Origin of the sequence: Streptomyces sp. NPDC102274 (genome assembly GCF_044766385.1) — a bacterium.
Classification (GTDB): Bacteria; Actinomycetota; Actinomycetes; order Streptomycetales; family Streptomycetaceae; genus Streptomyces.
In genome coordinates this window covers 328,387-347,096 of the sequence record NZ_JBIWLW010000001.1, presented here as the reverse complement: position 1 = coordinate 347,096, position 18,710 = coordinate 328,387, and the positions used below count along the sequence as shown (strand labels likewise).

19 protein-coding genes and 1 riboswitch are annotated in these 18,710 nt (G+C 71.9%); of the genes, 8 read left to right on the top strand and 11 right to left on the bottom strand.

Annotated features, from left to right (window positions below; genetic code table 11):
• The first annotated feature begins 20 nt into the window (after positions 1 to 20).
• On the top strand, positions 21 to 287 hold the full coding sequence (locus tag ACIRQP_RS01580; RefSeq protein ID WP_403881681.1) for a bacterioferritin-associated ferredoxin: 267 nt from the start codon (positions 21 to 23) through the stop codon (positions 285 to 287).
• A gap of 21 nt (positions 288 to 308) precedes the next feature.
• Here ACIRQP_RS01580 and bfr read toward each other — a convergent pair whose 3' ends face one another.
• Positions 309 to 788 (bottom strand): bacterioferritin, encoded by a 480-nt coding sequence (bfr, locus tag ACIRQP_RS01575; protein WP_403881678.1) that lies wholly within the window; start codon positions 786 to 788, stop codon positions 309 to 311.
• A 156-nt stretch (positions 789 to 944) separates the two neighbouring features.
• Here bfr and ACIRQP_RS01570 point away from each other — a divergent pair, with 156 nt between their 5' ends.
• A complete protein-coding gene (locus ACIRQP_RS01570) occupies positions 945 to 1,577 on the top strand; it encodes a sulfite oxidase-like oxidoreductase (RefSeq protein ID WP_403881675.1) in 633 nt (210 codons plus the stop codon).
• A 10-nt stretch (positions 1,578 to 1,587) separates the two neighbouring features.
• Here the strand turns inward: ACIRQP_RS01570 and ACIRQP_RS01565 are convergent, their stop codons facing one another.
• The 5 genes from ACIRQP_RS01565 to thiO form a co-directional block, all read right to left on the bottom strand.
• On the bottom strand, positions 1,588 to 2,442 hold the full coding sequence (locus ACIRQP_RS01565) for a deoxyribonuclease IV (RefSeq protein WP_403881672.1): 855 nt from the start codon (positions 2,440 to 2,442) through the stop codon (positions 1,588 to 1,590).
• 5 nt (positions 2,443 to 2,447) lie between these two features.
• Positions 2,448 to 4,364 (bottom strand): Stk1 family PASTA domain-containing Ser/Thr kinase, encoded by a 1,917-nt coding sequence (gene pknB / locus ACIRQP_RS01560; protein WP_403881669.1) that lies wholly within the window; start codon positions 4,362 to 4,364, stop codon positions 2,448 to 2,450.
• 724 nt (positions 4,365 to 5,088) lie between these two features.
• On the bottom strand, positions 5,089 to 5,886 hold the full coding sequence (locus tag ACIRQP_RS01555; RefSeq protein ID WP_403881666.1) for a thiazole synthase: 798 nt from the start codon (positions 5,884 to 5,886) through the stop codon (positions 5,089 to 5,091).
• Between the two features lie 3 nt (positions 5,887 to 5,889).
• Positions 5,890 to 6,090 (bottom strand): sulfur carrier protein ThiS, encoded by a 201-nt coding sequence (thiS, locus tag ACIRQP_RS01550; RefSeq protein WP_403881663.1) that lies wholly within the window; start codon positions 6,088 to 6,090, stop codon positions 5,890 to 5,892.
• Positions 6,087 to 7,295, bottom strand: a complete 1,209-nt coding sequence (thiO, locus tag ACIRQP_RS01545) for a glycine oxidase ThiO (RefSeq protein WP_403881660.1) — start codon at positions 7,293 to 7,295, stop codon at positions 6,087 to 6,089. The genes thiS and thiO overlap by 4 nt, the downstream gene beginning before the upstream one ends.
• Positions 7,293 to 7,405: riboswitch (TPP riboswitch) on the bottom strand. Its footprint overlaps the gene before it by 3 nt.
• A 50-nt stretch (positions 7,406 to 7,455) precedes the next feature.
• Between thiO and ACIRQP_RS01540 the strand changes: the two genes are divergently transcribed.
• The 6 genes from ACIRQP_RS01540 (at position 7,456) to ACIRQP_RS01515 (ending at position 12,435) form a co-directional block, all read left to right on the top strand.
• The gene (locus ACIRQP_RS01540) at positions 7,456 to 7,806 is read left to right on the top strand and encodes a hypothetical protein (protein ID WP_403881657.1); all 351 of its coding nucleotides are present in this window, start codon (positions 7,456 to 7,458) and stop codon (positions 7,804 to 7,806) included.
• 32 nt (positions 7,807 to 7,838) lie between these two features.
• Positions 7,839 to 9,077, top strand: coding sequence for an NAD(P)/FAD-dependent oxidoreductase (locus ACIRQP_RS01535; protein WP_403881654.1), 1,239 nt, complete (start codon positions 7,839 to 7,841; stop codon positions 9,075 to 9,077).
• Positions 9,078 to 9,170: 93 nt separating this feature from the next.
• Complete coding sequence (locus ACIRQP_RS01530) at positions 9,171 to 9,536, top strand: Rv2175c family DNA-binding protein (protein WP_129769749.1); 366 nt, start codon at positions 9,171 to 9,173, stop codon at positions 9,534 to 9,536.
• Positions 9,537 to 9,637: 101 nt separating this feature from the next.
• Positions 9,638 to 10,318: a thiamine phosphate synthase gene (gene thiE, locus ACIRQP_RS01525; protein ID WP_403881651.1), complete on the top strand. Its 681-nt coding sequence runs from the start codon at positions 9,638 to 9,640 to the stop codon at positions 10,316 to 10,318.
• A 179-nt stretch (positions 10,319 to 10,497) separates the two neighbouring features.
• The gene (gene metF / locus ACIRQP_RS01520) at positions 10,498 to 11,415 is read left to right on the top strand and encodes a methylenetetrahydrofolate reductase [NAD(P)H] (protein ID WP_403881649.1); all 918 of its coding nucleotides are present in this window, start codon (positions 10,498 to 10,500) and stop codon (positions 11,413 to 11,415) included.
• Positions 11,416 to 11,466: 51 nt separating this feature from the next.
• On the top strand, positions 11,467 to 12,435 hold the full coding sequence (locus ACIRQP_RS01515) for a hypothetical protein (protein WP_403881646.1): 969 nt from the start codon (positions 11,467 to 11,469) through the stop codon (positions 12,433 to 12,435).
• A 99-nt stretch (positions 12,436 to 12,534) separates the two neighbouring features.
• Here the strand turns inward: ACIRQP_RS01515 and ACIRQP_RS01510 are convergent, their stop codons facing one another.
• From ACIRQP_RS01510 to ACIRQP_RS01490, 5 genes are all read right to left on the bottom strand, one after another.
• Entirely contained in the window at positions 12,535 to 14,049 is a 1,515-nt protein-coding gene (locus tag ACIRQP_RS01510) for a phytoene desaturase family protein (protein WP_403881643.1), read from the bottom strand.
• A gap of 10 nt (positions 14,050 to 14,059) precedes the next feature.
• Complete coding sequence (locus ACIRQP_RS01505) at positions 14,060 to 14,671, bottom strand: DUF4126 domain-containing protein (RefSeq protein ID WP_403881640.1); 612 nt, start codon at positions 14,669 to 14,671, stop codon at positions 14,060 to 14,062.
• 444 nt (positions 14,672 to 15,115) lie between these two features.
• The gene (locus ACIRQP_RS01500) at positions 15,116 to 15,724 is read right to left on the bottom strand and encodes a TetR/AcrR family transcriptional regulator (RefSeq protein WP_390813436.1); all 609 of its coding nucleotides are present in this window, start codon (positions 15,722 to 15,724) and stop codon (positions 15,116 to 15,118) included.
• Positions 15,725 to 15,756: 32 nt separating this feature from the next.
• On the bottom strand, positions 15,757 to 17,922 hold the full coding sequence (locus ACIRQP_RS01495) for a YhgE/Pip family protein (protein WP_403881637.1): 2,166 nt from the start codon (positions 17,920 to 17,922) through the stop codon (positions 15,757 to 15,759).
• Entirely contained in the window at positions 17,894 to 18,667 is a 774-nt protein-coding gene (locus tag ACIRQP_RS01490) for an ATP-binding cassette domain-containing protein (protein ID WP_403882113.1), read from the bottom strand. Before ACIRQP_RS01490 ends, ACIRQP_RS01495 begins: the two co-directional genes overlap by 29 nt.
• Positions 18,668 to 18,710 lie beyond the last annotated feature (43 nt).

Here is an 18,710-nt window from a genome sequence, read left to right as displayed (position 1 = left end):
ACCGGCCAACCCTCCCGGAGGTGAACCGCGTGTACGTCTGCTCCTGCTTCGGCATTACCGAAACACAGGTGAAGGAACACGCGGCCGCCGGGGCGTGCACCCCCCGCCGGATAGCGTCGGTCAGCAAGGCCGGCACCGACTGCGGTTCGTGCGTACGCCGTATCCAGTCCCTTCTCGGCCGAGGCGGCTGCCCGCGCGGTGAGCTGCTCGACCAGGGTGCTCCCGCGCTCGCGGAGCTCGACGTGCCGGAGGGCACGGCTCCGCCCGCCCTCCGAAAAGCCGCGTAGACGGCGGTGATCCAAAGGCCCCTAGCTGTCGGGCTGCTTGATCTGCTGGGAGATGTACAGCGGCTCACCGAGCTTCTCGATCAGTTCCAGCTGGGTGTCGAGATAGTCGATGTGGTGCTCCTCGTCCTTGAGGATCGATTCGAAGATTCTCTTCGAGGTGTGGTCGGCCTTGTTCCGCATGACCTCGATTCCGCGCTTCAGCCGGTCGATGGCCTCGACCTCGACCTCCCGGTCCGCCCGGAACATCTCGGTCACCGTCTGCCCGACCCGCACATGGAACAGCCGCTGGTAGTTCGGCAGTCCCTCCAGAAAGAGCAGCCGGTCGGTGAGCAGCTCGGCGTGCCTCATCTCGTCGAAGGACTCGGCCCGGGTGTATTCCGCGAGCTTGGTCCATCCGTTGTTCTCCTGCATTTTGCTGTGCAGGAAGTATTGATTGATGGCGGTCAGTTCTGCGGTCAGCTGCTCATTGAGGAATTCGATGACCTCGGGGTCGCCCTGCATCGCGGAGGCTCCTTCCAGGCGGGTGACGGGGGCGGAATGCGCGCATCCTCGCACCGTCACCGGGGACCGTCCAGTAAGTGCATGTTCAGTATGTATTGTCCGATTGGGTCCGGGCCTGGTCATGACCACCCCTCGCGGTCTGTCACCATGGAAGGCATGGGTCAGCCGGAAAGCCGGGAACGTCAGGAGCCGGAACAGTCCGAGCTACCACCGGGGCAGCGTCTGCAGCGCGGCTGGCCGGTGACCCACTACGGGCCCGTACCGAAATTCCGGCAGGAACGCTGGGAGTTCCGGGTCTTCGGTGCCACCGCCGACGGCGACAAGCACTGCTGGAACCACGAGGAGTTCTCGGCGCTTCCGTTCTCCACGGTCGTCGGCGATCTGCATTGCGTCACGAAGTTCAGCATGGTGGGGGCCGAATGGGGCGGCGTCCCCGCCCGTACGATCATGGAACTCGCGCCCCCCGCGCCGAGCGTCACCCACGTCATGGTCTGGGCCGAGTACGGCTTCAGCTCCAATCTGCGGCTCGCCGACTTTCTCTCGGACCGCACGATATTCGCCACCCACAAGGACGGTGAATTGCTCACCGCCGAGCACGGCTTCCCCGTGCGGCTCGTGGTACCGCATCTGTACGCCTGGAAGGGGCCCAAGTGGGTCCGGGGCGTGGAGTACATGACCGCCGACCGCCGCGGCTTCTGGGAGGAACGCGGCTATCACAACGTCGGCGACCCCTGGGCCGAGCAGCGCTACTCCTATCAGGAGCTCCCCGGGGACGGCCCGGAGCTCTAGGTATCCGGCGTCAGCCGTCGCGCAGCTTCTTCAGCCGTGCCACATCCGCCGCGTGCCCCTCCTTGCCGCCCGGTGTCTCGATCACCAGCGGAACGTTCTCGGTCGCCGGATGCCGGAACAGCTCACGGAACGGCTCCTCGCCGATGTGTCCCGCGCCAATGTTCTCGTGACGGTCCTTGTGTGCGCCCGCCACATCCTTGGAGTCATTGGCATGGATCAGCTTGAGCCGCCCCTCGCCGACCGTGTCCACCAGCAGATCCAGCGTCTGCCGCATCCCGTGCGGTCCCGCCAGATCGTGCCCGGCCGCGAAAATATGGCAGGTGTCCAGACAGATGCCCAGCTTGGGGTGGGCGTCGAGCGCCTCGAAGTACGGGCCGAAGTCCCAGGTCCTCGAGCAGAGCGAGAAGCCCTGCCCCGCGGTCGACTCCAGCAGCAGGAACGGATCGTCGTCATGTGTCAGCTCGTCGAGAAGTGGCAGCATCAGCTCCCGTACCTGCGCGAGCGCCACCTCGCGGGGCCGTCCGCCGGTCGCCGAGCCCGTATGCACGACCACACCCAGCGCGCCGATCTCCCGGCCCCGGCGCAGGCTGTGCCGCAGCGACTCCACCGACTTCTCGGCGGTCGCCTCCGTGTGCGAGCCGAAGTTGATCAGATACGGCGCGTGCACATACGCGGGGATCTCCCCCGCCGCGCACTGCTCGCGGAACTGCTCGTCCTGCGCCGGATTGCCCGGGGGAGTCGCCCAGCCGCGCGGATTGGCCGCGAAGACCTGGACGGTCTCGGCTCCCAGCTCACGTGCGTAGGCCAGGCCGGTCGAGGCGAGGCCGCCGGCCACGGGGACATGGCCGCCGACGGGGTTGCGCATGGCTCCTAGAGTCCCTTGGTCGTGATGGTGATGGTGCTGCCCTCGGGGGCCTCCTGGCCGCCCTTGACCGACTGCTTGTTCACGGTGTCCCCCAGGAACGGGAAGCCCCGGTCCACGGTGACCTCGAAGCCCGCCTCCTCCAGCAGCTTCGTGGCCTCCTCGGTCGTCCTGCCGGTCACATCGGGTACGGAGATCATCCGCGGCCCCTTGGAGACCGTCAGCGTGACCGTATCGCCCCGGGCCAGCTGGGCGCCCTCGGCCGCGGACTGCCGGGCGACCGATCCCGCGTCCTCCTCGGAGTTCACGCGCTCGGCCGCGACCTTCACCTTGAGTCCCTCGTCCGTCAGCTCCGCGGTGGCGTCCCGCACGGACTCACCGGTCACATCGGGGACCTCGACCGGGCTGCCCTTGCTCACCACGAGCGCGACCCCGGAGTCGGGCCGTACCTCGCTCCCGGACGCCGGGGTCGAACTGATCACGGTGCCCTGCTGGATGCTGTCGTTGAACTCCCGCGTGACGACCCCGGCCGCCAGCCCCACCTTCTTCAGCTGCCGCCGGGCCTCGCCCAGCGGCATGCTCTCCAGATCGGGAACCTTCACGATCCGCGGGCCGCGCGAGATCACGACGGTCACCGAGCCGTTGCCGCGGATACGCGCGCGGGGCGCGGGGTCGCTGCCCGTGACCGTGCCGCGGTCGAAGGAGTCGCTGAAGTCCTTGGTGACCTTCACCTCCAGCCCTGCGTCGGAGAGCCGCTTCCTGGCCTCCTGCTCGCTCTGGCCGAGCAGCGAGGGGACGTGCGTGAACTGTCCGGAATTGATGTACCAGACGCCCGTGCCGATACCGAGCACCAGCAGTACGGCGACCACCGCCGCGACGACGCCCCGGCGGGGCATGACCAGGCGCCGGCCCGGCGCGTCCGACGGGGGCGCCATCTCCAGCCGGCTGGTGCGGTTCGGCGTCTCGTCCTCCGCCGGCTCGATGGGCCGGATGCGCGGAATCACCGTCGTACGGCTGTTGGCACCGGCCCCGTCCTCCGGCTCGGGCCTGGCCCGCGGCGGTACGGCGTCCAACTGTGCGTCGGTCAGCGCGGCCCGCGCCTCCCGCGTCAGCGCGAGCAGCGCCACCGCGTCCGCGGGCCGCGAATCGGGGTTACGGGCGGTCGCCGCCGCGACCAGCTCGTCCAGCTCCACGGCCAGCCCCGGCACGGTGGCCGACGGCGCGGGCACGTCCTCGTTCAGATGCCGGTAGAGCACCTGCGCGGGGGTGTCCCCGCCGTGCGGCTTCGCACCGGTCAGCATCTCGTGGAGGACGACCCCGCAGGCGTACACATCGACGCGGGTGTCGGACGTGCCGTCCTCGATCTGCTCGGGCGCCAGATACGACACCGTGCCGAGGACCGTCCCGGTGGTATTCGTGACATCGCCGACCGCCCGCACGAGTCCGAAGTCGGCGACCTTGACCCGGCCGTCGTCCCCTATCAGCACGTTCTCCGGCTTCATGTCCCGGTGCACGAACCCCGCCCGGTGCGCGGCCCCCAGCGCGGCGAGCACCGGCTCCAGAATGTCCAGCGCGGCCCGCGGCCGCAGCGCCCCGCGCTCCCGCACGACATCGCGCAGCGTGCACCCCGCGACGTACTCCATCGCCAGATAGACGTAGGCGCCCTCGGCGCCCTGGTCGAAGACCGCGACGACATTGGGATGCGACAGCCGGGCCACCGACTTGGCCTCACGGATGAAGCGCTCCACGAAGGTGGCGTCGGCGGCGAGGGCGGGGTGCATCACCTTGAGCGCGAGGACCCGGTCGAGCCGGGTGTCGACGGCCCGGTAGACCGTGGCCATACCGCCGACAGCGATCCGCGCGTCCACGCGGTAGCGGCCGTCGAGCACGTGCCCGACGATGGGGTCCTTGAGGGTCGTATCCACGGGCCCGAGTCTACGAGCCACGGTGCGCCGTCCGGCGGGGGCGCGGTGCGGGGTGCGTTTCGGCTGGGGCCGGTTTCCGGGTGCGGGTTGTTGCCGGGTGGCGCTCCGGGCCTCGCGCCCGGGACGGCATGATTTTTGGCGCGCAGCTGCCCACAGTCGGAGCACGGTCGTTCGTGCGCCACACATCACGCTTTAGTGTCCCGGACACGACCCCTGCGCGCCCCCTTCACCGCCCGCACAAGCGGGCCGTTCGTGCGCGAGGGCGGGCGGGGAGGCGCTGTGCCCGGCCAGTCGCGGCCCTGGGGGCCGGTGCGGGAGGGTGCCGCTGGACCGCACCCGCCCACTCACCCCCGCCGAGATGGCGAGTGGCGGGGCCCACCGGGCCGCACCCACCCCCATCCCCTCAGCCGGGCGGTGGGGGCAGGCGACCGCCGGGGGGAGGGGGTCGGGGTCGGAGGAGGTGCGTGTCCGGACGTAAGGCGTCGCAGCTCGCGCGGAGCGCGGTGAGGATAGCAGTCCGGACACGCACCGCCGGAGGCCCCGGGCCCCGGAACCAAGCCAGCGCACCCGCACCCCCGCCGGAGGCGCACCGCACCCCCCGCCCGCACCGCACCCCCCGCCGGAGGCGCACCGCACCCCCGCCGGAGGCGCACCGCACCCCCCGCCCGCACCGCACCCCCCGCCGGAGGCGCACCCGCACCGCCGGACGGCGCACCGCCACCGCTCAGGAGAACGCCGGCCTCTCCGGGTCCAGCGCCGCCACCCCCTCCACCGGCGACGACGCCCACGCGATCCGCCGCCGCGGCATCCGCCCCGCCCGCCACGCCAGCCGCCCCGCCGACACCGCGTACCGCATCGCCTCCGCCATCAGCACCGGCTCCCGCGCCCGCGTCACCGCCGACGCCAGCATCACCGCCGCGCACCCCAGCTCCATCGCGAGCGCCGCGTCCGACGCCGTCCCCGCCCCCGCGTCCAGGATCACCGGCACCCCCGCCCGCTCCACGATCAGCTCGAAGTTGTGCGGATTGCGGATACCGAGCCCGGAGCCGATCGGCGAGCCCAGCGGCATGATCGCCGCGCACCCCACGTCCTCCAGCTTCGCGGCGAGGACGGGATCGTCGTTGGTGTACGGGAGGACCGTGAAGCCGTCGTCGACCAGGGTCTCCGCCGCGTCGAGCAGCTCGATGGGGTCGGGCAGCAGCGTGCGCTCGTCCGCGACGACCTCCAGCTTGATCCAGTCCGTACCGAGCGCCTCGCGGGCGAGACGCGCCGTGAGTACCGCCTCACCGGCCGTGAAACAGCCCGCCGTGTTGGGCAGCGCGCGGATGCCGAGCGAGTCGAGTACGGACAGGACGGAGCCGTGCACCGTGGGGTCGAGGCGGCGCATCGCGACCGTGGTGAGTTCGGTGCCCGACGCGGCCAGGGACCGTTCCAGCACGTCGAGGCTGGGCGCGCCGCCCGTGCCCATGATCAGCCGGGAGCCGAACGTGGTGGAGCCGATGGTCAGCGGGTCGTCGGCCATGGTTCAGCCTCCCTGGACCGCGGTGAGGACTTCGACGCGGTCGCCCTCGTTGAGCGGTGTGCCGGACCAGCGGGTGCGTGGGACCACCGTCTCGTTGACGGCCGCGGCGACCCCCGAGGGCGCGGGGGTGAGCGTGGCGACCACGACGTCGAGGGTGGTGGCGGGCGCGAGCTCGTGGGGCTCGCCGTTCACGGAGATGTTCATACGGGCTGCTCCTGACGGATGGAGGCGACGGCCGCGACGGGCGAGGGGCGCGAGGAGAAACGCGACGGGGAGAAGGGGCGGGCTTCCGGGGGCAGTTCACCGGTCGTCAGCACCGCGGCCATCGCGTCGCCGGTGACGGGCGTGAGCAGCACCCCGTTGCGGTAGTGGCCGGTGGCCAGGGACAGCCCCGGCAGCGCGGTGGGTCCGAGCATCGGCGCGTTGTCCGGTGAGCCGGGGCGCAGCCCGGCGAGGGTTTCGGTGAGCGGCAGTTCCGTGATGCCGGGGACGAGTTCGTGCGCGTCCCGCAGCAGTTCGTAGACCCCGCCCGCCGTGACCGTGGTGTCCCAGCCGAGTTCCTCGCTGGTGGCGCCGACGACCAGTTCGCCGTTCTCGCGCGGCACCAGATAGACATGGCTGCCGCGCACCACGGCCCGTACCGTCCTGGAGAGGAAGGGCGCGTACGTACGGGGCACGGTCAGCCGCAGGACCTGGCCCTTGACGGGCCGTACCGGCGGCAGGACATCGGCCGGTACGCCGCCGAGCCGGCCGCTGAGGCTGCCGGCCGCCAGCACCACCTGGTCCGCGGTGAGTGCGCGGCCGTCGGCCAGGACGGCGCCGGTGGCCCGGTCGCGTACGACGGAGAGCCGGTCGGCGTGGGCGCGGTGGATGACCACCCCGGCCCGTTCGCACGCGGTCAGCAGGGCCGCCGCCAGCCGGCGGGGATCGATCTGGTGATCGCCGTCGACCCGCAGACCGCCGCGTACGCCCGGCGCGAGCATCGGCTCCAGGCGCCGGCATTCGCGGCCCGTGAGCCACTGGGATGTCAGCCCCGAACGCTGCTGGAGGGCGTGGAGTTCGCGCAACTGGGCGCGGTCGTCGGTGTCGAGGGCGACGGCGAGGGTGCCGCAGGCGCGGTAGCCGGTGTCCTGTCCGCTCGCCGCCTCCAGTTCGGCGACGAAGCCGGGGTAGCGCGCGGCGGAGGCGAGGTTGAGGCCGAGCAACGTCTCCTCGCCGTGGTGGAGTTCGGTGACGGCCGCGAGCATCCCCGCCGCGACCCGGGCCGCGCCGCCGCCGGGTTCGGGGTCGGTGACGGCGGTGCGCAGCCCGCGCTGCGCCGCCCGCCAGGCGGTGACCAGGCCGATGATCCCGCCCCCGATGACGAGCACGTCGGAGCCCGTACCTGTTTCTTCGTGGGGTGACTGCATGGGCGTCCAGCCCCTCCCTTCGCCGGCATGACCCGGATCAGGTTCGTACGGTCGGAGGCCGCCTCAGCCTCCCTCTCAGCCCGGTGCGCCGGACTCCCGCGAGGTAGTGTCGCCAGCCAGCCTAACGCCCTGTGCCCCGCGCTGTAAGGGAGCGATCACCGTGGCCCGTTCCCTGGACGGACTCGTCCTCTCCCCGGTCGCCGACCAGGCACCGGGGCAGGTGGGCACCGCCACCCGCTTCGTCTATCGGGAGGAGGACGGCCTGATCCGCGCCGAGTACGAGGGCGGTGACGTGGTCCGCGGATATCTCGTCGGGACCCGGGAGGGCGACCGGTTGGACTTCCGGTATGTACAGCTGAAGCGGGACGGCGCGACCTCTTCCGGGCACTGCGTCTCCACCGTGATCGACCTTCCCGACGGCCGGGTGCGGCTGGAGGAGACTTGGGAGTGGGAGTCCCAGGAGGGCAGCGGTACGAGCGTGGTGGAACAGCTTCCGTCCGGCGTTCCGTGAGCCTTCCGGGGCGGGCTGTCTAAGGTGATCGGGTGAGCGAGCGACAGCAGGAACAGCAGGAGACCGAACCGGCCGGGCAGCCGAGGGTGGTCGTCGTCGGCGCGGGCATGGCGGGGGTGCAGACCGCGGTGGCCCTGCGGGAGAAGGGCTTCGGCGGCCCGGTCACCGTGCTCGGCGCCGAGCCGCATCCGCCGTACGACCGGCCCCCCCTCTCCAAGGCGGTCCTGCTGGGCAAGGAGGAGAGCCCGGCCTTCGACATCGACTTCGCGGCGCTGTCCGTCCGGCTCCGGCTCGGCGTCGACGTGACCGGGCTGCGCCCCGGCGCGCGGGAACTGGACACCGCGCGCGGGCCCGTCCCGTACGACGTGCTGGTCATCGCGACCGGCGCGGAACCGATCACCCTGCCGGGCACCGAGTCGCTGCCCGGGGTCCATCTGCTGCGCACGCTGGACGACGCGGAGCGGCTGCGTCCGGTGCTCGGCCGCAGACAGCGGGTCGTGGTCGTCGGCGCCGGATGGATCGGCGCGGAGTTCACCACGGCCGCCCGGGAGGCGGGCTGCGCCGTGACGGTCGTCGAGGCGGCCGACCGGCCGCTCGCGGGCGTCCTGCCCGCCGAGGTCGCCGCTCCGATGACCGGCTGGTACGCGGAGAGCGGGGCCGAACTGCTGACGGGTGCCCGGGTGGCCGGTGTCGAACCGGGCGCGGTGATCCTCGCGGACGGCCGGCGGCTGGAGACCGACGCGGTGGTCGTGGGCATCGGCGCGCGGCCCGCGACGGGCTGGCTGGCCGGGTCGGGGATCGAGCTGGGCCCGGACGGCGCCATCGTGGCGGACGAGCGGCTGCGGACCTCGCTGCCGGAGGTGTACGCGGTCGGCGACTGCGCCTCGTTCCCCTCGGCCCGTTACGGACAGCGACTGCTCGTACATCACTGGGACAACGCGCTCCAGGGGCCGCGCACGGTCGCCGCGCAGGTGGTCGGCGAGACCGACGAGATCTACGACCCGGTGCCGTACTTCTGGTCCGAGCAGTTCGGCCGCTTCGCGCAGTACGCGGGCCACCACGAGGACGGCGACACCCTGGTCCGGCGCGGCGATCCCGCCGGGAGCGCCTGGTCGGTGGTGTGGCTGCGGGACGGGGCGCCGACGGCGCTGCTGGCGGTCGGCAGGCCCCGGGATCTCGCCCAGGGCCGCAAGCTGATCGAGGCGGGCGCGCGGCTGGACCCGGAGCGGACCGCGGACCCGTCCGTACCGCTGCGCGAGGCCGTGCTCTGAATCCCGCCCGGGAACCCGGCGCCCACCGGGGCGTCGGCCCGATTGGGGCTCCTCCGCTACCGTCTGTCAGTCCGGGATGGCACGCTTGTCCTTGTGACCGAGATTGACGCAAAGATCGATGCTCTCGTCCCCGCCTGGCTTCACCTGCCCGACATCGCGGAAAAGCTCGACGTCGAGGTGACGCGTGTGCGGCAGCTGGTGAAGGAAGGCCAGCTGATCGCGGTGCGCCGCGGCGAGAACAGGACGCTCCAGGTGCCCGCCGCATTCATCGACGGCAACAAGGTGGTCAAGGGGCTCGCGGGCACCCTGACGCTCCTGAGGGACGACAGTTTCACCGACGAAGAGATGCTCGAGTGGCTCTTCACCCCCGACCCCAGCCTGCCGGGCACGCCCGCGCAGGCGCTCAGTGAGAATCGCGGCACGGAGGTGAAGCGCCGGGCCCAGGCGCTCGCCGTCTGACGACATCACCATCCGCGGGGTGCGGCGGTCCCGTACGACCGTCCGCCGGTCGTCCGTCTGCCGCCGCACACCGCCGACCCAACATCACGGGGGGATCTTCCATGTCCACGGCTTCCGTTCCCGCGGCTTCCATGTCCGCGGCTTCCGCGTCGCTGTCCGACGCCCGGCTCTATCTGTGCACGGACGCCCGTAAGCGGCAGGGGGATCTCGCCGAGTTCCTCGACGCCGTGCTCGCGTCGGGCGTGGACATCGTGCAGCTGCGCGACAAGGGCATGGAGGCGGCCGAGGAGCTGGACCACCTCCGGGTCTTCGCGGACGCCTGCCGTCGGCACGGCCGGCTGCTCGCCGTGAACGACCGCGCGGATGTGGCCCATGCCATCGGTGCCGACGTGCTGCATCTGGGACAGGGCGATCTCCCCGTCCCCGCCGCGCGCGCGATCCTCGGGGACGGGCCGCTGATCGGCCGTTCCACCCATGCCGAGGCCGAGGTGGACGCGGCGGTCGCCGAGCCCGGCGTGGACTACTTCTGTACGGGCCCCTGCTGGCCCACCCCGACCAAGCCGGGCCGCCACGCGCCGGGGCTCGGTCTGGTGCGGTACGCCGCGTCCCGCGCCACGGAGCGTCCGTGGTTCGCGATCGGCGGGATCGACGCGGCCAATCTCGACGAGGTGCTGGACGCCGGTGCGCGCAGGGTCGTCGTGGTACGGGCGATCACCGAGGCCGACGACCCGGCGGCGGTGGCAGCGGCCCTGGCGAAGCGCGTGCGGGACCGTGCCGTATGACGGCGGTGCCGCGTACATGACGGCGGCGCGGCGCATGGATAACGGCAGTGCGACGCACGGATGACGGGAGTGCGGCGTACCGGAATCCGCCGTACGGGAGCGCGGCCACTTAACCGACAATCCGGGCGAAAGTCATTTGTCCGGTTGGGAGACCGCCACGCCCTCGATAACCTGCACATATGGCCCTAGGCACAGCTTCGACCAGATCGGATCACGCGCTGACCGTGCGTGATCTGCTCGCGACCGGTAAAACCTCGTTCTCGTTCGAGTTTTGGGCGCCCAAGACGGAGAAGGGCGATCGGAACCTCTGGAACGCACTGCGCCGGATCGAAGCGGTCGCCCCGAGCTTCGTCTCCGTGACCTATGGCGCCGGCGGCTCCACCCGAGCCGGCACGGTCAGGGCCACCGAACAGATCGCCGCCGACACCACGCTCACACCGGTCGCGCACCTCACGGCCGTCGGTCAGTCCGTCGCCGAACTGCGCAACATGGTCGGGCAGTACGCCGCCGCCGGGATCCGCAACATCCTCGCCGTGCGCGGCGATCCGCCCGGCGACCCCATGGGCGAGTGGATCAAGCACCCGGACGGTGTGCGCTACGCCGCCGAACTGGTCAGGCTGATCAAGGAGTCCGGGGACTTCTGCGTCGGAGTGGCGGCCTTCCCCGAGATGCATCCGCGCTCCACCGACTGGGACACCGACGTCAGACACTTCGTGGACAAGTGCCGCGTGGGCGCCGACTACGCGATCACGCAGATGTTCTTCGACCCCGAGGGCTATCTGCGACTGCGCGACCGCGTGGCCACCGCCGGTTGCGAGACGCCGATCATTCCGGAAATTATGCCGGTCACCAGTGTGAAGATGCTGGAGCGATTGCCGCAGCTCTCCACCGCGGTCTTCCCGCCCGAGCTGAAAGAGCGGATCCTCTCGGTCAAGGAGGATCCCGCCGCTGTACGCTCCATTGGCATCGAGTTCGCGACGGAGTTCTGCGCCGAACTGCTCTCCGAGGGTGTCCCCGGCTTGCACTTCATCACGCTCAACAACTCCACGGCGACGCTCGAAATCTACGAGAATCTCGGACTGCACGAGCAGTCGTGACCGGTCGTACCCGCCCTGTCCCCGGGCGGTGGGCCCAGGAGAGGGGCGGGCATGGGCTGGACGGTCCTCTACATCGCATTCGGCATCGTGGCCCTGTGGCTGCTCGGTGAGGTGCTGCTCCAGTACAAGGCGCGGCTGCGCTGGCGAGTGCTCGCCTTCACCGGGTTCATGGGCGTGGTCCTCGGCGTACTGATCCCCTCCATATTCGTCATCGCGCTGGGCGCGGTCGCGTTCGCGGTCGGCCAGACGTATGTGACGCTGTCCTTCCGCCGCGGCTTCTCCACGGGTTGGGCGATAGGCGGCAGTCCGGGCGCGAGCCGCCGCCGCAAGGCCGGGAGCCGGCAGGAGCAGGAGCGCGAGCCCGCGCTTGAGGTCTCGGACCTGGAGTACGAGCCGGTGGCGTACGAACCGCCCGCGTACGAGCCGGCGGAGCCGCCCGCGCCGGCCGCCGCGGTGTACGAGCCGGAGCCGCTGCCCGACGACACCGGGCAGTACGGGATATACGACGACGCGGCCCGTGAGGCGCATCAGCAGCCGCACGCGGGAGCGGGCGCGGCGGCCGGCGTCGGCGCGCATGAGTACGGCGGCGGATATGACGCGTATCCGGGGTACGGGCAGCAGCAGCCCGCGGGCCAGGACGGCTACGCACCCCAGGACGCCTACCACTCCGGTCAGGACATGTATCCCGGCCAGGACGTCTACGCGCAGCAGGACGTCTACGCGCAGCAGTACGGCTACGACGCCGGACAGCAGCAGTACGCCGCGTACACCGACCCGTACACCGGCTCGGCCAACAGCGGCCAGCAGTACGGCTCGTACGACAGTCCCGGCGGCCAGCAGCAGTACGCCGACCCGTACGGCGGTCAGCAGCAGTACGGCGGCGACACCCCGCCCGGCGGCGTGTGGATGCCGCAGCAGCGCGACCGCGACGGGGAGCAGTATCCGCCGATACCCCAGGAAGAGCCGCGCCGGCCGGGCTACCCGGACCCCGACTACAACGAGCAGCAGTACCGCTACTGACGGGCGTTGACGGTACGTCAGGAACGTTCGGCGGAGCGCCTGTTGACCGGGCGGGCACGGTGCGCCGAGCGGGCGCGGTGCGGTGGCGGTGCGCGTGGCTCACCGCGAGCCGCGGAAGTCTGCCCCTTCGACGATCAGTCCGGCGACCAGCGCCCCCGACATCCCGGCGTGCGCGAGCCCGCCGCCCGGATGCGCCCAGCCTCCCGCGCGGTACAGCCCGGACAGCCGGGTGGAGTTCCCCGGAAGCAGCAGCCGCCCCTCGGCCCCGGCCAGCGCGGGCGCCGGTACGGAACCGCCCGCGGCCCCCGTCAGCGCCGCCGTATCGGCCGGGGTACGTACCTCGCGCCATATGAGCCGCTCCGCGATCCCCGGCACGGCGGCCCCGGCAGCCGCCACCAGCACATCGGCGTACCGCTCGCGCAGCGCGGCGTCGGACCAGTCGACCGGGCCGTGCGGGGCGACTGTCGCGGTGAGCGTGACCGCCTCGTGGCCGTCGTCCGGGCGCGTCGCGGCGTCGTCGGGCCGCAGCACCGTGACCGTGGGCCGCGCCGCGGTCCGGCCCCCGAAGACCTCGGCCGCCTCGGCGCTTCCGTCGGGGGAGTGCACCACCGTCCGGTGCGCGGCGCCGGGTTCGCCGGCACCGCGCAGCGCCAGCAGCACCATGAACCGGCCAGGCGGCACGGCACCACCCGTGTCCGTGCCCGGCGGCCGTACGTCACCGTCCGCGTCGAGCCGCCACTCCACGAGAGGGCCGGGCGCGATTCCCGCCACCACCCGGTCGGCCTCCGCGACCGTGCCGTCCGCCAGCTCGATCCCCGTCGCCGCGCCGTCCTTCTCGACGATCCGGGTCACCTCGGCGCCGAAGACGAACTCCACCCGGCGGGCCAGGCACCGTTCGTACACCGCGCGGGCCAACTCCCGCATGCCGCCCCCGACATACCAGCTGCCGAAGGTCTGCTCCAGATACGGCAGCAGGGCGGCGCTCGCCGGGGCGTGCCGCGGGTCGAGCCCGTACGACAGGGCGTAACCGTCCAACAGCGCCGCCAGCCGCGGGTCGGCCAGCTCCCAGGCGCCGATCTCCGCGACCGTCGTGGCCTGCCGGGCGCCGCGGAGCAGCCGTCGCCGCCGTACGGCCGGATAAGGATCGCGGCCGAGCACCCGCCGGTCCGCCCACAGCGGCTCCTCCAGCAGCGGACGCCGCGAGCGGTCCCAGGCGTCCCGGGCCCGGCCGAGGAACTCCCCCCAGCGCTCCCCGGCACCCGCGCCCAGCGCCGCGTCCAGGGCGGAGACCACTCCGCCGCGCGAGGCGTTGGGCAGCCGTACGTCGGTGCCGTCGGCGAAGACATGCCGGCTCGCCGGATCCACCTGGCCGAGCCGGACGCGGCTCTCCAGCGGCTCCTTGCCGGTCTTGACGAACAGATCACGGTAGACGGCCGGCAGATGCAGCAGACCGGGCCCGGTGTCGAAGACGAACCCGTCCCGCTCGAACCGGCCCACCGACCCGCCGTACGTCGCCGCGCGTTCGTACACCGTCACCCGCTGACCCGCCACCGCGAGCCGGGCGGCCGCCGCCATGGCGCCCATCCCGGCGCCGATCACCGCAATCCGTGCCATGGCAGCGATTTTAGAGCGCCGGGGGAGCGCCGGTCGCCAGGCGTTTCTCCGCGCGACGCCGCGCCCTGCGGCGCAGGAAACCGCGGATCCTGGAGGCGAGGAAGGCCACGGTCACAATGCCGAGCACCAGCAGCGTGCCCGCGACGGCGGCGGCGGCGACCGGATGGAAGACGGCGAACACGATGATTCCCGCGACGCCCAGATCCTCGGCGGTACTCACGAGGATATTGCTGAACGGCTCGGGTGAGGTGTTGATCGCCATCCGGGCGCCCGCCTTGACCAGATGACTCACCAGCGCCGTCGAACCGCCCACCGCGCCCGCCGCGATCTCCGGCAGCGAGCCGCTCTGACCTGCCAGCAGCGCGCCGACGACCGCGCCCGACACCGGTCTGATGACGGTGTGCACGGAGTCCCAGACCGAGTCGACGTACGGGATCTTGTCCGCCACCGTGTCGCAGAGGAAGAGCGCCGCCGCGACGATCAGTACGTCGGTGCGCTGCAACGACTCGGGCACCTCGTCGGTCAGCCCGGTCGCGCCGAAGATGCCGAACAGCAGTACCACCGCATAGGCGTTGATGCCGCTGGCCCAGCCACTGGTGAAGATGAGGGGGAGTACGGACACCGACCGATCGTATCCAGGCCGCGCCCGCGCTGGGCGGGAGTACGCAGGACTGAGTACCGGTACCTAGTGGGCGAGATGAGTAGGCACGCGGATGGGCTCCGACCTGCGCGGACGGAAGAGTGGGGATCACGGAAGGGGCGCGGCGCCGGCACCGCCGACACGGGGTGGCGGAACGGCGCGGCTCCCCCGACGTAACGGGGGTGCAGACGGGGAGCCCGGCGACCACGACGGATCACGGGATCACGGGATCACGGGATCACGGAATCACGAGGAAGCGGGCTCTCCGGCATCACGGGGAACGGGGACAGGGGGATACGGGGGCACGGGGAAACGGGGGGTACGGGGGATTACGGGGTACGGGGGAACGCGCCGGTCCGGCGAGGCTCAGGGGGATGGAGCCTCACCGGACCGGCGCACGTGCGTACGCCGGTGCGCGCGCGGGCTTCAGCGTCCGCCGACCCGGCCGTGCAGCAGCCGCGAGAGCGCCGCGTGCACCTCGTCCATCGACCGCTCCGGCTGGAACGCCTGCCAGTCGAGCGCCGCCACGAGCACCATCCCGACCAGCGCCGCCGCCGTCAGCGGCACGTCGATCTCGTCGCTCAGCTCACCGCCCTCGACGGCCTCCCGGAGCACCCTCTCGACGACCGCGACGGCCTCCTGGCGTACCACCAACAGCGTCGACTGCCAGGCCCGGTTCGTCCGCCACAGCTCGGCGACATACAGCTGCGTGAAGGCGGGATAGCGGTCGATGAAGACCAGACCGGCTCCGATCATCGCGTCCAGCGCCTCGATCCTGCTGCCGCCGCGCTCCGCCGTGGTGTCGGCCGCCGTTCGCAGGGACGAGGCGAGCAGCCCGACGCCGTGCCGCAGCAACTCCTCGAAAAGCTCCGTCTTGCTCTTGAAGTTGTAGTAGACCGTGCCTTTGGCGACCCCGGCGCGTTCGGCGATCTCGTCCACCGTCGTCGCCGAGAAGCCCTGTTCGGCGATGAGGGTCACCGCGGCCTCGTAGAGCTTCTGCCGGGTGGCCTGGCGGCGGGTGCTGCTGCTGTCCATGGCGACGATTGTCACAGGTCCCCCGCGTGCGCTCACAGGCTCAGCTCGGGGTGGAGCCGGTCGAGCGTCCACACCTGCTTGCGCCGCGCGGACAGGGCGGTCAGCGCCAGCGCCCCCGCGGTGAAGGCGGCGAGCACGGCACAGCCCTGCCATACGGGGCCGAGTCCGCCGCCCGAGATGAGTCTGCGCAGCGCGTCGACCACGTAACTCATCGGCAGGAAGGGGTGGATGGCGCCGAAGAAGCCCGGACTGGTCTGGACGGGATAAGTGCCGCCCGCCGAGGTCAGCTGGAGCATCAGCAGCGCCAGTACGAGGATCCGGCCCGCGGGTCCGAAGCGGGCGTTGAGCCACTGGACGATCGCGGTGAAGCAGCAGGTGACCAGTGCCAGGAAGCCGACCGTGCCGGCGGCGCGCGCCATCTCCAGGCCGATGGCCCAGTGCAGCACCGAGATCAGCGCGCCGACCTGGAGCAGTCCGATCGCGGCGACCGGCAGCCAGCCCACGAGGGCGATCCGCCAGGCCGAGGCACCGGCGGCCAGCGCGCGCCGGTTCAGCGGCTGGATCAGCATGTACGCCACCATCGCGCCGACCCAGAGGGAGAGCGGGATGAAGTACGGGGCGAAGCCGGTGCCGTAGTTGGGCGCCGCGTGCAGCGAGCGCGAGGCGAGCTGGACGGGGTCGGCCATCACGTCCGTCCGCCGGTCACGGTCGGTCTTGTCGTAGTCGGGGATCTTCCCGACACCGTCGTTGAGCCCTCCGGCCAGCTCGGTCGATCCGTCGGCGAGCTTGAAGAGCCCGCCGTCGAGGGTGTCCGCGCCGGTACTGAGCTCGCCGACACCGGTGTTGAGGGTGGCGGAGCCCTTCTTGGCGTCGGTCAGCCCGGTGTGCAGCCGGCCCGCTCCTTCGGCGACCTTCCGCGCACCGGTGTTGAGAGCGTTGATCTTCGTGACGGCGGTCTCCAGGTCCTCGTCCAGCTTCGGCGCGTGCTCGGCGAGCGCCTCGGCCTGCTTCTGGAGCGTGGCGAGCCGGCCGTCCAGCGCCTTCAGATCGCCGTTGTTGTTCTTCACCAGGGTGTTGACGTCGTCGGCGACGGCGGCCACGTCCGCGGCGGCGGCCTTGGCGCGCTTGATGGACGGGCAGGCGCCGGGGTCAGGACCCGGGGCGGCGGTGCCGGTGTCGGCGCCGGGATCGGGATCGGGGGCGGGATCGGGGGCGGCGGGGGTGGCGTGGGCGGCGGGGGCGCTCTCGCAGCGTTCCGCGGAGAGGGAGTGCAGCTCGTCGGAGGCGAGCCGGGCCTTTGTCGCGGCGCTGGGCGCGGCCTTCACGAGCAGCCCGAGGTTGTCCCGTATCGACTGGGAGGAGTCCGCCACGAGCCGCGCCGCATCGCCGATCGTCTTCCCGTTGTCCTTGAGGTACGGACGTACATTCCCGGCCATTGAGTTGATCTTGTCGGCGAGCGACTGGGTGCCGACGGCGACCTGTTGGGCACCGGTGTCCAGATCGCTCGCGCCCGTGCCGAGCCTCTTCAGCCCGCCCGCCAGGTCACCGCTGCCCTCCTTGGCGGTCCTCAGCCCGTCCACGAGGTCCTTCGAACCCTTCCGGGCCTTTCCGATACCGCCCTTGAGCTCGTCGGCGCCCTTGGCGGCCTTCGCGGTGGCGTCATGGATGTCCGAGAAGGAGATGAAGATCCGGTCGAGGAAGGAGCGGGAGGCGTTGGTCGAGGCGGTGGTCCGTACCTCGGAGAACACGGTCCTGGAGATCTGCCCGACGATGTAGTTGTTGGCGTCGTTCGTACGCACCTGGAGCGCGCCGGTCTCGGGGGCGTCGCCGGAACTGGACGCGATCCGCTCGCTGAGGTCGGCCGGCATGGTCAGGGAGAGGTAGTACGAACCGTCCTCCACGCCTTCGCGTGCCTCGGCCGCGCTCACCTCGTGCCAGGCGAAGACCTTGCTGTCGCGCAGGCCCCGGGTGATCTCGTCACCGGCCGCGATCTTCCCGCCCGCCGAGGTGGCGCCCCTGTCGTCGTTGACGAGCGCGACGGGGATACGGTCGAGCTGTCCGTACGGATCCCAGAACGACCACAGATAGAGCGCGCCGTACAGCAGCGGCAGCAGCAGGACCGCGACGAGCGCGGCGCGCGGGAGCTTTCCCCTGCCGAAGCGCCTCAGCTCAAGCGCGGCCAGTTTCGGCGAGCGCATCGGCCGCCCCCTCCTCGTTGTCGTTCGTACGGATGACGGTGTTCGCGTCCTCGGGGGCCTGGCCGCACACGGCGAGCACGGTCGTGCCGTCCTCGGCGACGGACCGCAGCAGCCGCCAGGCAGCGGCGCGGTCGGCGTCGGAGAGCTTGAGGTCCAGATCGTCCACCGCCAGCAGCCGGGGCCGGCCGATCAGCGCGAGGGCGACCGAGAGGCGCAGCGCCTCCAGCCGCTCCAGATCGCGCACCGACGTGCGCTCTCCCTTGGGCAGGGCGGTCGTGTCGAGCCCGGCGGCTTTCAGCGCGGCGTCGATACGGCCCCGGGCCTCGGCCGTCCGCCGGGCGCGTGGCCACGGCAGGGCGCGCGGGGATCCGCCGAACCGGCGTTGCAGCAGCGCGCGTTCGCGCAGGTGCTCGGCGACGGTCAGCGCCGGATCGAGATCGCTGACGCCCGGGACGTGGCCGAGGCCGCTGATCCGGCGTACGGCCGCCATGGCGCGGGGCAGGGGCAGGCCGGCGATCTCGGCGCGGCCCTCGGTGGGGCGCATGCGGCCAGTGAGAGCGAGCAGCAGAGAGGTGCGCCCCGAACCCGAGGGGCCCTCGATCACGACGACCGTGCCGGGCGCGGCGCCGACGCGGACATGGTGGAACACCCAGCCGCGCGCGCCCTTGAGCCCGAATTCCTCGGCGACGACGGCCGCGCCGTGCGGATCGTCCCGTCGGCGGTCCGCGCGCTCCTGGCTGTCCACGCGTTCCCGGCCGCCTGCGCGTTCCCGGCTGTCCACGCGTTCC